The following is a 10,813-nucleotide window of genomic DNA, read 5'->3' on the forward strand; positions in this document are numbered from 1 at the left end:
CTGTCGGACAATCGATCTCATCGACCGATCCCTCTGGCGTTTTGACGGACCGCGCATGACCCGTTCCAAATCCGGCCCGCCCGGCAACAGCGGCGGCATTTCCGGCAGCATCGCCGGCGATCTGGAGCCCTGCGGCGCCTGCGGCCGCTCGGTTGCCCCGCGCGCGCTGTTCTGCCATGCCTGCGGCGCCGCGCAGCCGCCCCGGCCGCTCGACCCCTTCACCCGGCTCGGGCTGGAACGGCGCTTCGACATCGACCTGGACCAGTTGGCGAAGCAGCATGCCGGTTTCTCACGCGCCATGGACCCGGAACGCTTCGCCGCCCGCGGCCCGCGCCAGCAGGCCAATGCCAAGGCGCAGGCCGATGCGCTGCATGACGCCTACGAGGTGCTGCGCGACCCGATCCGCCGCGCCCATGCGCTGCTCGCCCTGCTGGGCGGCACGCCCGTCACCGACGACGAGGACGAGGAGATCGCCGACCTCGCCGCCCGGCTGGCCCGGGCCGGCGACGCGCCGGAACTGGATCGGATCGGGCTGGACCTGGGCCAGCGGGTCGAGGCCTGCATAAAATACCTGCCGCCGGCCTTCCGCAAGGCGCAGGGCACAGGCCCGGCCGATGGCAACGCGCTGGATGGCGCGGCCCGCATCCTGGCCCGGCTGGAGCGGCTGGAGACACTGGCCGCCGATGCCCGCGCCCGCCGCGCCGCCCGGACCCAGCCGCACCACTGAGCCGCATCCCTGACCGCCGCGGCCGGACGATCCCCATTGGTCGCCGTTCCGGATCACCCCCCGATCAACCCCCGATCAACCCCCGCTAGGCAACCTTAGAAAAAACGAGGACCCCATGCCCAAGATGACCTTCATCGAGTCCGACGGCAGCCGCCGCGAGGTGGACGCCCCGCTCGGCCTGTCCGTGCTGGAGATCGCGCACAAGAACAGCCTGGATCTGGAAGGGGCCTGCGAAGGCTCGCTGGCCTGCTCCACCTGCCATGTCGTGATCGAGCCGGAATGGTTCGACGTCCTGCCGGACGCGCAGGAGGACGAGGAGGACATGCTGGATCTCGCCTTCGGCCTGACCAAGACCTCGCGTCTCGGCTGCCAGATTATCATGACCGAAGAGCTCGACGGTCTGGTCGTCCGCCTGCCGGGCGGCAGCAACAACGCCATGAAGGGCTGACGTCCCGGGCAAAAGGGGAAGCCATTCCCGCCGCCGGGGCCGTATCGACATCCGTCGCCCGCGTCCCGGCGGCCCTTTTCCCCTTTCCCGCACGCCTGCCCGCCCCATATAGGGCGCCATGAACTCCCTCGGTCTCCCGAAAGCCCCCCAGGACACCCGCGTCGTCGTGGCGATGTCCGGCGGGGTGGATTCCTCCGTCACCGCCGCCCTGCTGCGGGAGGAGGGCTACGACGTCGTCGGCATCACCCTGCAGCTCTACGACCATGGGCTGGCCCTGCAGAAGCCGGGTGCCTGCTGTGCCGGGCAGGACATCTACGACGCCCGCCAGGTCGCCGACCGCATCGGCATCCCGCATTACGTCCTGGATTACGAAGGCCGCTTCAGCCAGGACGTGATGGACGATTTCGCCGACAGCTACCTGCGCGGCGAGACGCCGATCCCCTGCGTCCGCTGCAACCAGCGCGTCAAGTTCCGCGACCTGCTGAACACCGCCCGCGACCTCGGCGCCGACGCGCTCGCCACCGGCCATTATGTGCGCCGCGTCGCCGGCCCGCAGGGCGCCGAACTGCATCGTGGCATCGACCCAGCCAAGGACCAGAGCTATTTCCTGTTCGCCACCACGCGCGAGCAGCTGGACTTCCTGCGCTTCCCGTTGGGCGGCCTGGGCAAGCCGGAAACCCGCGCGCTGGCCGGGCGTTTCGGCCTGGAGGTCGCGGCCAAGCCGGACAGCCAGGACATCTGCTTCGTCCCCAACGGCAACTATGCCGAGGTGGTGGCGAAGCTGCGCCCCGGCTCGGTCGAGCCCGGCGACATCGTCCATGTCGACGGCCGGGTGCTCGGCCGCCACAAAGGCGTGGTCCATTACACGGTGGGCCAGCGCAAGGGGCTGGGCATCGGCGGCATCCGCGGCCAGGAGGAGGAGGCGCTCTACGTCGTCCGCCTGGAGCCGGCCCGCCGCCGCGTCGTCGTCGGCCCGCGCCGCGACCTCGCCCGGTCGCTGGTGACGGTGCGCGACGTCAACTGGCTCGGCCCGGAGCCGGCGGACGACGACGGCATCGAGGTGTCGGTCAAGCTGCGCTCGGCCCAGCCGGCAGCGGCCGCGGTCTGGCGTTCCGGCCCCGACGGCACGGCCACGGTCGAGCTGCGCGAGCCCCAGCACGGCATCGCCCCCGGTCAGGCCTGCGTCGTCTACCAGGGCGACCGCGTGCTGGGCGGAGGCTGGATTTCCGCGACCGCAGGGGGTGTCGAAACCATTTGAATCAGCGGCTTATCCAGGGTTCCGGACCGTCCCCGGAAAAAAATGCATCCCCCGATAATTCCGCGTTGACAGGCCAAGCCGCCCTATCCTATATAGCGGCTCCCGGCGGCAACGACGGGACAGGATGGTAGCCAACGGCGGCGGAAACGCCAACATCGGCGATCACGATGGCAGCGTAGCTCAGTGGTAGAGCAGGGGAATCATAATCCCTTGGTCGGGGGTTCAAATCCCTCCGCTGCTACCATCTGGACAGTAATATGTCCCTGCAAAACCTCTCCAGGCTTGCGCCTGGGGAGGTTTAGCATTTCTGCGACCACGCCCACCAGCCGCAGCTCGTACTGTCCGCGACCATTGAGCGGACGCACCTCCACGCGGTCGATCATCTGGCGCAGGGCAGCCATCGCCTCCGCGCGCTCCGCGTCGCCAGCCTCCAGCGCACGCTCCAGGATCTCCACCTCCTGCCGGTAGCCCTGTGCGGCCGACGGATGCAGCGTGACCACATTGTCATCGGCCTTGCACTCCGCCAGATCGCGCTCCAGCCGCATCCGCTCCGACTCCAACTCGGTCAACCGCGCCTTGAGCGTCGGCGTCACCAGCCCCTCGGCGATGGCGTCCACGATCCGGCCGATCTGCTTTGTGATGTCGGCGAGGCGCGTTGTGGCCGTCGTGCGCTTCTGCCGGCTCGCAGCCTCAAGCTGCTGGCGCTCGGCATGGTAGGACTGGACGAACGCCGCGATCATGGCGGGCGACATCAGCTTCTCTTTGATCCCGCCCAGCACGCGCTGCTCCAGCGCGGCGATCTTGATGGTGCGGTTGTTGGAGCAGGCCCCGGCCCCCGACTCGCGGTGCGTGCTGCATCCCATATAATCCTGGGTCTTGACGACGTAGGCGCCGCCGCAGACGGCGCACCGCACCATCCCGGACAGCAGATGCTTTGCTCGCGGCCGGGCGGTCAGCGGGAGCCGGGCATGCTCCTCCTTCACGGCCTGGACGGCATGCCACACCTCGTCCGTGACGATCCGCAGCTCCGGCACCTCCACCACGGTCCATTTGTCGGGCGGATTGAGGCGCGGCACCCGCTTGCCCGTCTCTGGATCCTTCACGAAGGTCTGCCGGTTGTAGACCAGCTTTCCGATGTAAAGGGCGTTCCAGAGGATGCCGTTCCCCCGCGCCTTGTTCCCGTTGATCGTGCTGGCGAGCCATGCCTTGCCGGTGGGCGATGGGATGCCTTCGCTGTTGAGGTCGCTGACGATGGATCGCGGCCCCCGGCCGGCGGCGTATTCGCGGAAGATGCGGCGCACCACCTCCGCCTGGGCCTCGTTGATGACGCGCTTCCCCCGGATCGGCTCCCCCCGCGCGTCGAACTCGCGCACGACGTCATAGCCGTAGGAGAGGCCGCCGGCCATCTCACCCTGTAGCGCCCTGCCTTGCTGGCCGCGTCGCACCTTCTGCGCCAGATCGCGGAGGAAGAGGGCGTTCATCGTGCCCTTGAGGCCGACGTGCAGCTCGGAGATGGCGCCTTCCGAGACGGTGACAAGCTGGATGCCCGCAAAGGAGAGCCGCTTGTGAATGCCGGCGATGTCCTCTTGGTCGCGCGACAGGCGGTCCAGCGCCTCCGCCACGATGACGTCGAACATCCCGGCTCGGGCGTCCTCAAGCATCCTCATGACGTTGGGACGGGACTTCAGGTGCGCGCCGCTTAGGGCATAGTCGGCGTAGACCTCCACCACCGTGCCGTCCAGCCGGGCGGCGTGCTCACGGCACAGCCGGATCTGATCGTCGATGCTCCGCTCGTGCTGGTTCTCGCTGCTGTATCGAGCGTAGATCGCGACCCGCATGTTCAACTCCGTTGTGCTTCCGCCTGGGCTTGCGCCCTGGCCTGAGCTTCTGCGTGGTGCCGGCGGGCGAGCTTGCGCCCAAGGATGCGAGCGATCGTGCATAGAGCTTCATGCATGACCGCCTCGGGATCGGCGGCGGCGGCGGACGTGGGTGTCTGGGCCATGGTTAGCGCTCCCGTGATGACGTTCACGGGGGCGACGATAAGTTTTGCTTAGCGTCGCGTCAACACTGCTTAGCGTCGCTTAGTGCTCGTCTCTTCGATCACACACCGCTGAGGAGAGCCGGGTGCCGGCGGTAGACCCGCAGAACGGCCTCCAGGTTCGCCCGCATTTCCTGCCCCGTGCGAGCGCCGGTGGCGGCGTCGGTATAGACGGCCCTGACCACCTCCGTGATGGTCCAGGTGGGGGCAATACCCATCTCACGGCACAGATCGGTGACCGCGCGCTGGCATTCCATCAAAAAATTTGTGTCCAGCGCTGCGCCGTGGCCGCTGCTCGCCAAAGTAAACGCTTCATTGTTCAAAGCGTTTTCTTCGGCATTCTCGGGGATTTCTCCGCCTTCCAGAAGCCAATGCGTGGTTACGTTGCCGATCCTTGCAATATCACGCAACCGTGCATGGTTCGGCTTCGTTCTATTTGCTTCCCATTGGGCAACAGAAGGCCCGGAAACGTTCAACAGATTGCCAAACCCGACTTGGGAAAGGCCCATCTTTTCGCGAAGTTGCTTGATGCGAGAACCGACGGTCATTTGAGCCACCACTAAGAAACGCTTAGTTAAGCTAAGTCGCGGGGGCCTTGACGTCAATGCTAAGTTTCGCTTAGCGTGGCGTGCATGAAAGACGAAGCACTTAGTAAGGCAATAAGCGCAGCGGGTGGCGTGACGCAGCTCGCCGATGCTCTCGGGATCACCACCGAGGCCGTCTACCAGTGGAAGCAGTGCCCCCAGCGGCGAGTGCTCGCTGTGGTCGCTGCGACCGGTGGAAAGGTGAAAGCCTACCAACTGCGGCCGGACCTGTACCCGGCCCCGGCCCCGCGCAAGCGCCGGGCGCCGCTCGACAGCCCCAAACAGCAAAGCGCCCAGCCGTAGCAGCGGCCGGGCGCTTCCCCTGAATGCAGCGGTAGCAGCCGCTGGCATCAACTAACGCATGGGATGTATCCATGGTTTCCAAGAACTCTACCACAGCAGGGACGGAGGGCAAGCCGCTCGTCCAGCCCTGTGGGGGCACCCCGACGGGGGCACCCGAAGGGTTGGCGGCAATGTGCGACGAGTTCGCCGCTGCCAACCTGACCGACTCGCCGCGGATCACCACCGCGGCCACGCTCGCCACCATGAGCCGCATTCTGACCGAACGCGGCTGGATCGCGCCTTCCACCACCGAATATGAACCGGGCTGCGCCCCCTGGTGGGCGGCTGGTGCGGTGGCCCCGGTCAGTATTCACGGCGCCTATGAGTTGGCCCTTCGCGAGCTGCACGGCGCCGATGCCCTGCCGCTGGCGGCCTACGGCCAGCAGGTGGCCCTCCACTGCATTTCGTGCGCGGCCGGCGAGCCGATCATCATGTGGGAATGCGTGCCGAAGCGCGCGGCCTACGAGGTGACGAAGCTGCTGGACCAAGCCCAGCAGGTGGCGGCCGGCCAGCCCATGGACATGAAGCCCCTCCCCCATGGCCTGCATCTGCGGGCGGTGAAGCGGCGCCTGAACCTGGACATCTGGAAGGAGGTGGTCAGCCTCGACGGCCAGCCCATCGGCACGGTGTCCATGGAGGTGGGGCAGACCCGCCGGCGCGGGTTTAACACCGCGATGCGGTTCTACGGTGTGACCGCGACGGTCGAGGGGGAAAAGCTGGAGGTGGAGGGGAAGGATTACGCCTCCACCTGCCACTGGCTCGCGGTCAAGGTGGTGGGCGCGCTCCGCGCCGCCCTGGATCGGAAGGGGCGCTAACCATGGCCCCTCAACGACGTTACCCCCTCAACGACGTTACCCCGTTCGCCGACATCGACGCGGCGGCCACGCGCATCTTGGGCGCTGGTGGCGTGACCCCGGACGTTGCCGCCCCGGTGGCTGCCCTGATGGAGGTCACCGAGCACTGCGGCGACGTCAAGCCGGAGCGGGTCATCAACGTGGTGCTGCTCGCGGCCTACGTGCTGGGCATGTCCGCGCTGGAGAACGCCCACCCGCTGGAGGCTCTGCACGTTACGCAGAAGATCGCCGATGGCATGGGCAAGGTGCTCGCCGAGCTGAACCGGGCCGCGTCGGGCAACATGGGGGGCGGCACAGCATGAGCCTGCCGGCCCAGATCATGGCGGAGTTCGCCACCGCAGAGGCCCGCACGCTGGCCGCACGCTTTATGTGCTCCACGCCCCGCACGGTCGGTGACGTGGCGGCCGAGGTGATGCGGTTGCTCGGGCATCCGCCCCGCAAGTGTGCCGCCGGCCTGATCTGGTCCGACGTGTTCGAGCTGGTGGCTACGCTGGCCGCCGAGTCGCCCACCTATGCCGCCGCACTGCGCCGCGCTGTAGCCGCCGCAGAACAGGCCGCCTCCCCCCTCGAAGAAACCGCGCCCGCCGCGCTGGCCGCGAACAGCGGGTGCCGCTGATCCTGGAGATCGACTCCATGTCCAAACAGTTTTTGCCCCTTCCCGAGGGGCTGTCATTCGATGACGTCGCCGCTCTGATCCTTGTGGTTACCGAGCTTGGCCGTCAGCGCACCGCTGAACGGTTCGCTGCTGCGCACGACGATCACCATACCGACGGCTCCCTGGCCGCCGCCGGTGGCTGCTACCTCCTCCATGCCGGCGCCACGCCGACGGTGCGCGATCTGTACCCCGCTGGCACCCCCTGTGACCTGTGGCCGTGGGGCGTCAACTGGTGGAAGCCGCAGACCCCGCAGCGTGACGCGGTGCGTGGCGCGGCGCTCGGCGTCGCCGAAATCTCCCGCCGCCTCCGGGCCGGCGAGAAGGTGGAGGGCTGACCCGATGATCGTGGAAGGAAATTGCTCCTGCTGCGGCGAGGCCGCCCTGCTGGATCCCCGCATCGGCGTCTGTGACGACTGCCAGGACCGCGAGGCGGAAGAAGCGTCGACCTCGATTATGCTGGCGGAGGTGGCCGTCACCTCCCCCGCCCTGTCCATGGCGCTGGCCGCCTCGCAGGAGGGCCGCTTCTGATGGACGGCCTTCTCTTCGACCTCCCATCTGTCCGCCGATACGTCCGCGAACCATCCCATGACGAAATCATCGTCGTGGGCTTCGCCGGCGGGGGCGGGACTTGCGAGGGCATCAAGATCGCGCTCGGCCGCAGCCCGGACGAGGCGCTGAACCATGACGAAGACGCCGTGTCCATGCACGCCGTCAACCACCCGGAAACCCGCCACTGGTGCCAGAACATTTGGCAGGCTGAGCCGGCGCTGGTGTCGGCCGGGCGCCCCATTGGGCTGGCATGGTTCAGCCCGGATTGTACCCACTTCAGCAAGGCCAAGGGGGGCGTCCCCCGGAAGAAGAACATCCGCGATCTGGCCTGGATCGTGGTGGCCTACGCCAAGCTCCCTCGGCACCTCCGCCCGCGCGTCATCATGCTGGAGAATGTCGAGGAGTTTCAGACCTGGGGGCCGCTGACCGAAGAAGGGCACCCCTGCCCCGACCGGCGGGGCCAGACCTTCGCCGCCTGGGTCGCGGAGCTGCGCCGCCTGGGCTATCAGGTGGAGTGGAAGGAAAGCCGGGCCTCGATCTACGGCGCCCCGACGATCCGCAAGCGCCTGTCGGTCATTGCCCGCTGTGACGGTCGCCCCATCATCTGGCCTGCCCCCACGCATGGCGCCCCGGACGATCCCGAGGTGCTGGCCGGCCGGCTGCTGCCGTTCCGCACGGCGGCGTCCCATGTGATCGACTGGTCCATCCCCTGCCCCTCCATCTTCCTGACGAAGGAGGCGGCCCGCGCACTTCGGGTGAAGCGACCGCTGGAGGCGAACACCCTCCGCCGCATCTTCGCGGGACTGAAGCGCTACGTCATCGACCACGGCAACCCGTTCATCATCCCCGTCACCCATGGTGGGGACAGCCGGGCGCACGCCATCCACGACCCGTTGCGCACCGTGACCACGGCCAACGGCGGCGAGTTCGCGCTGGTGGCCCCGTATCTGGCCGGCTGCGGCGGTCGGGCTGGGCAATCGCCGCCGAAGTCGGTGGACGATCCGGTCAACACCGCCACCACGAAGGCCGATCAGGTGCTGGTCACGCCCTTTCTGGCGACCATGCGGAACGCGGCGAAGCCGGTCAACGGTGCCGACCAGCCGACGCACACCGTCACCGCCGGCGGGGCGGGCCTGACGCTGGTAGCCCCCTGGATGGTTCAGCAGAACACGGGCGTCGTCGGCCACCCGATCAACAGCCCCACCTCCACCATCCTCAACACCGGCTCGCACCAGATGCTGGCCGCCGCCCACCTGACGAAGCTGTACGGCACCTGTCGGGACGGCCTGCACCCCGATCAGCCCATGCCGACGGTCACCGCTGGCGGCGGCCATGTGGCCGAAGTCCGGGCTTTCCTGACCAAGTATTACGGCGAGGGCGGGCAGGACCAGGATTGCCGCGACCCGCTGCACACCATCCCGACCAAGGCCCGCTTCGGCCTGGTCACCGTCCACGGCGAACCCTTCCAGATCGTGGACATCGGAATGCGGATGCTGACGCCACGGGAGCTGTTCCGCGCCCAAGGCTTCCCCGACAGCTACGTCATCGACCGCGGGCATGACGGCCGAACCTTCAGCAAGGCCGCACAGATCCGCATGTGCGGCAACAGCGTGTCCCCTCCCTGGGCTGCTGCCCACGTCGCCGCGAACGTCCCCGAGATGGCGCGCTTCGCCCGTCCCCTTCCCATCCAGGCCGCGGAGTGATCCCCATGGCGAACGAGAACACCCTGCCGGTCATCACCGACGAAATGTGCCGTGCCGCCATCCTGGCCGGCAAGACCGACCGCATCCAGGGCTTCAGCTACGGCCCGGATTTCACGGCTCCGCACGTCGTACGCGACGTCGCCCGCCACCCGGAGGAACAGGTGCTGTGGAGCGGCGCCAGCCACGACGAAATGATGGACCGGCACGCCATCGAGCGGATGCGCCTGCAATTGGCCGCCGCGCTCGCCGCCCAGCAGGCCGAGGCGCTGACCTTCCGCATCGTGCCCTACACCGACGAGGAGGAGCGCCCCGATCCGGCCATGGCCGGGCTGGTGATGCTGTCCATCGGCCGCGACGGCGAGATCCCCGTCGAGGTGCTGGACCGCATTCCCGAGGCCGCCGCGAAGGTCATCTGCAAGCTGGCCTCCGCTTCTGGACGGAAAGGGGGCTGACCATGGATCACCAGAAGGCAACCGCAGCCCTGGAAAGGCTCGCCATCGAGCGGTACGGCAAACATGAGTTGGCTCCCGCCGATACCAAGTCTTGGCTGGTTTCCCATCAGGGAAAGAAGGGTGGAAATTACTGGTTTACGGTGACCTGGAGCTATCCGGGCATTCTCAACGTCGGCGGTGATATCGGAGAAATCACCCTCACCCATTACAACGCCATGGACACATGGGTGAATGCCGCCTCTTGGGTTCATCGGGGCGACTACGATTACCTTCTCGGCAAGTCGAACCTGAGACCTGAGTTCGACTCGGATGCGACCTTTGACGCCCTGGTCGAAGATCTTGTCCGCGAGGCCAAGTACTCGCTGATCGAGCGCCGAAACGCTCTCCGTGAATGGCGAGCCGACATGCGGGCCGAGAACGAGCCGCGCATGCCGGAACCTTGGGAAGCCCCAGACGAATACGGGCCGTTCTGGATCGACAAGCCGGAGCCGCTGCGGTGCGTCTTCACCCCCGCATATGACTGGATGCCGGCACTCAATCAGGATCAGGAAGCCAAAACCCATTGGCCGGGCCGGGACACGGTGAAGGTGGAGGCGCCGGAAGGCTGGGAAGGCTGGCTCCGCCTCTACAACGCCGTAGGGGAATGCTGGAACAAGCCGGACGAGATCTTCGACGCGAAGGGCCGTCGCTCGCTGCTGGACACCCTCCGCGGTCGCCTGGATGACCGTGATGGGGCAGTTGACCTTTGCGTCAATCTTGGCGGAGGCGACTTCTACGGCAGCTATGGCTGGTCGCATCACGCGATCAACATGATCGCCGCGCTCCACCGCTGGGCGGCGCTGGTGGTGGCTGGCGACGAACACCGTGTCGCCAAGGCTCGCGCCGAAGCGCTGGCCGAGCACCGGATGCACGCCGCCATGTTCGACCGCCGCATGCCCCGGCATGGCTACCGCGACATCTACGACTATGCGCCCGGCGTCATGCCGCTCGTCCCGGTGCTCTTTCCGAGGGAGGCGGCTTGATGGCTTCCCTTCAGGAACTGGAGGCCGAGAACGCCCGCCTCATGCGGACCTTCGGCGATGAACTCCGCGATATGCCGCGCTTGTGGCGCACCTACACCAACAACGCCCTCGCGATCAAAGCGCTGAAGGCGACCGAGTCCGCGCGTCGCTTCGGGCCGGCCAAAGAACAGGAGGGCTGACC

15 protein-coding genes and 1 tRNA gene are annotated in these 10,813 nt (G+C 67.4%); 14 read left to right on the forward strand and 2 right to left on the reverse strand.

Translation table 11 applies throughout. The features are described from left to right. The first annotated feature begins 55 nt into the window (after positions 1-55). The 4 genes from ABMY26_RS23600 (at position 56) to ABMY26_RS23615 (ending at position 2,677) form a co-directional block, all read left to right on the forward strand. Positions 56-727 carry a molecular chaperone DnaJ gene (locus ABMY26_RS23600; RefSeq protein WP_372397056.1) on the forward strand — a complete coding sequence of 224 codons (672 nt, stop codon included), beginning with the start codon at positions 56-58 and terminating at the stop codon, positions 725-727. A 115-nt stretch (positions 728-842) separates the two neighbouring features. Further along, the gene (locus tag ABMY26_RS23605; RefSeq protein ID WP_045580655.1) at positions 843-1,175 is read left to right on the forward strand and encodes a ferredoxin family 2Fe-2S iron-sulfur cluster binding protein; all 333 of its coding nucleotides are present in this window, start codon (positions 843-845) and stop codon (positions 1,173-1,175) included. 118 nt (positions 1,176-1,293) lie between these two features. Then, on the forward strand, positions 1,294-2,433 hold the full coding sequence (gene mnmA / locus ABMY26_RS23610) for a tRNA 2-thiouridine(34) synthase MnmA (protein ID WP_372397057.1): 1,140 nt from the start codon (positions 1,294-1,296) through the stop codon (positions 2,431-2,433). Between the two features lie 169 nt (positions 2,434-2,602). Continuing rightward, positions 2,603-2,677, forward strand: a tRNA-Met gene (locus ABMY26_RS23615). Here ABMY26_RS23615 and ABMY26_RS23620 read toward each other — a convergent pair. Both ABMY26_RS23620 and ABMY26_RS23625 read right to left on the reverse strand, forming a co-directional pair. Beyond that, positions 2,634-4,373, reverse strand: coding sequence for a recombinase family protein (locus ABMY26_RS23620; RefSeq protein ID WP_372399057.1), 1,740 nt, complete (start codon positions 4,371-4,373; stop codon positions 2,634-2,636). The genes ABMY26_RS23615 and ABMY26_RS23620 overlap by 44 nt on opposite strands. Positions 4,374-4,533: 160 nt before the next feature. Further along, entirely contained in the window at positions 4,534-5,019 is a 486-nt protein-coding gene (locus ABMY26_RS23625) for a helix-turn-helix domain-containing protein (protein WP_372397058.1), read from the reverse strand. Between the two features lie 84 nt (positions 5,020-5,103). Between ABMY26_RS23625 and ABMY26_RS23630 the strand changes: the two genes are divergently transcribed. The 10 genes from ABMY26_RS23630 (at position 5,104) to ABMY26_RS23675 (ending at position 10,811) form a co-directional block, all read left to right on the forward strand. Next, on the forward strand, positions 5,104-5,358 hold the full coding sequence (locus tag ABMY26_RS23630) for a transcriptional regulator (protein ID WP_372397059.1): 255 nt from the start codon (positions 5,104-5,106) through the stop codon (positions 5,356-5,358). 71 nt (positions 5,359-5,429) lie between these two features. Then, on the forward strand, positions 5,430-6,212 hold the full coding sequence (locus ABMY26_RS23635; protein ID WP_372397060.1) for a hypothetical protein: 783 nt from the start codon (positions 5,430-5,432) through the stop codon (positions 6,210-6,212). 2 nt (positions 6,213-6,214) lie between these two features. Further along, a complete protein-coding gene (locus ABMY26_RS23640) occupies positions 6,215-6,553 on the forward strand; it encodes a hypothetical protein (RefSeq protein WP_372397061.1) in 339 nt (112 codons plus the stop codon). Then, a complete protein-coding gene (locus ABMY26_RS23645; protein WP_372397062.1) occupies positions 6,550-6,867 on the forward strand; it encodes a hypothetical protein in 318 nt (105 codons plus the stop codon). Before ABMY26_RS23640 ends, ABMY26_RS23645 begins: the two co-directional genes overlap by 4 nt. Next, positions 6,858-7,241 carry a hypothetical protein gene (locus tag ABMY26_RS23650; RefSeq protein WP_372397063.1) on the forward strand — a complete coding sequence of 128 codons (384 nt, stop codon included), beginning with the start codon at positions 6,858-6,860 and terminating at the stop codon, positions 7,239-7,241. The genes ABMY26_RS23645 and ABMY26_RS23650 overlap by 10 nt, the downstream gene beginning before the upstream one ends. 4 nt (positions 7,242-7,245) lie before the next feature. Beyond that, entirely contained in the window at positions 7,246-7,434 is a 189-nt protein-coding gene (locus ABMY26_RS23655; protein WP_372397064.1) for a hypothetical protein, read from the forward strand. Continuing rightward, positions 7,434-9,158, forward strand: coding sequence for a DNA cytosine methyltransferase (locus tag ABMY26_RS23660; RefSeq protein WP_372397065.1), 1,725 nt, complete (start codon positions 7,434-7,436; stop codon positions 9,156-9,158). Before ABMY26_RS23655 ends, ABMY26_RS23660 begins: the two co-directional genes overlap by 1 nt. A gap of 5 nt (positions 9,159-9,163) precedes the next feature. Continuing rightward, the gene (locus ABMY26_RS23665) at positions 9,164-9,610 is read left to right on the forward strand and encodes a hypothetical protein (RefSeq protein ID WP_372397066.1); all 447 of its coding nucleotides are present in this window, start codon (positions 9,164-9,166) and stop codon (positions 9,608-9,610) included. A gap of 2 nt (positions 9,611-9,612) precedes the next feature. Then, on the forward strand, positions 9,613-10,632 hold the full coding sequence (locus tag ABMY26_RS23670) for a hypothetical protein (RefSeq protein WP_372397067.1): 1,020 nt from the start codon (positions 9,613-9,615) through the stop codon (positions 10,630-10,632). Further along, positions 10,632-10,811 (forward strand): hypothetical protein, encoded by a 180-nt coding sequence (locus tag ABMY26_RS23675; protein WP_372397068.1) that lies wholly within the window; start codon positions 10,632-10,634, stop codon positions 10,809-10,811. The genes ABMY26_RS23670 and ABMY26_RS23675 overlap by 1 nt, the downstream gene beginning before the upstream one ends. Positions 10,812-10,813: the final 2 nt, after the last annotated feature.

Source organism: Azospirillum sp. HJ39, from assembly GCF_041507355.1.
GTDB lineage: Bacteria > Pseudomonadota > Alphaproteobacteria > Azospirillales > Azospirillaceae > Azospirillum > Azospirillum thiophilum.

Excerpts from the sequence above, each read along its gene's own strand:
- ABMY26_RS23645 (WP_372397062.1), top strand. The coding sequence starts at position 6,550 with ATGAGCCTGCCGGCCCAGATCATGGCGGAGTTCGCCACCGCAGAGGCC.
- ABMY26_RS23670 (WP_372397067.1), top strand. The coding sequence starts at position 9,613 with ATGGATCACCAGAAGGCAACCGCAGCCCTGGAAAGGCTCGCCATCGAG.
- ABMY26_RS23630 (WP_372397059.1), top strand. The coding sequence starts at position 5,104 with ATGAAAGACGAAGCACTTAGTAAGGCAATAAGCGCAGCGGGTGGCGTG.
- ABMY26_RS23605 (WP_045580655.1), top strand. The coding sequence starts at position 843 with ATGCCCAAGATGACCTTCATCGAGTCCGACGGCAGCCGCCGCGAGGTG.
- ABMY26_RS23640 (WP_372397061.1), top strand. The coding sequence starts at position 6,215 with ATGGCCCCTCAACGACGTTACCCCCTCAACGACGTTACCCCGTTCGCC.
- ABMY26_RS23620 (WP_372399057.1), bottom strand. The coding sequence starts at position 4,373 with ATGCACGATCGCTCGCATCCTTGGGCGCAAGCTCGCCCGCCGGCACCA.
- ABMY26_RS23635 (WP_372397060.1), top strand. The coding sequence starts at position 5,430 with ATGGTTTCCAAGAACTCTACCACAGCAGGGACGGAGGGCAAGCCGCTC.
- ABMY26_RS23655 (WP_372397064.1), top strand. The coding sequence starts at position 7,246 with ATGATCGTGGAAGGAAATTGCTCCTGCTGCGGCGAGGCCGCCCTGCTG.
- mnmA (WP_372397057.1), top strand. The coding sequence starts at position 1,294 with ATGAACTCCCTCGGTCTCCCGAAAGCCCCCCAGGACACCCGCGTCGTC.
- ABMY26_RS23660 (WP_372397065.1), top strand. The coding sequence starts at position 7,434 with ATGGACGGCCTTCTCTTCGACCTCCCATCTGTCCGCCGATACGTCCGC.
- ABMY26_RS23625 (WP_372397058.1), bottom strand. The coding sequence starts at position 5,019 with ATGACCGTCGGTTCTCGCATCAAGCAACTTCGCGAAAAGATGGGCCTT.
- ABMY26_RS23675 (WP_372397068.1), top strand. The coding sequence starts at position 10,632 with ATGGCTTCCCTTCAGGAACTGGAGGCCGAGAACGCCCGCCTCATGCGG.
- ABMY26_RS23600 (WP_372397056.1), top strand. The coding sequence starts at position 56 with ATGACCCGTTCCAAATCCGGCCCGCCCGGCAACAGCGGCGGCATTTCC.
- ABMY26_RS23665 (WP_372397066.1), top strand. The coding sequence starts at position 9,164 with ATGGCGAACGAGAACACCCTGCCGGTCATCACCGACGAAATGTGCCGT.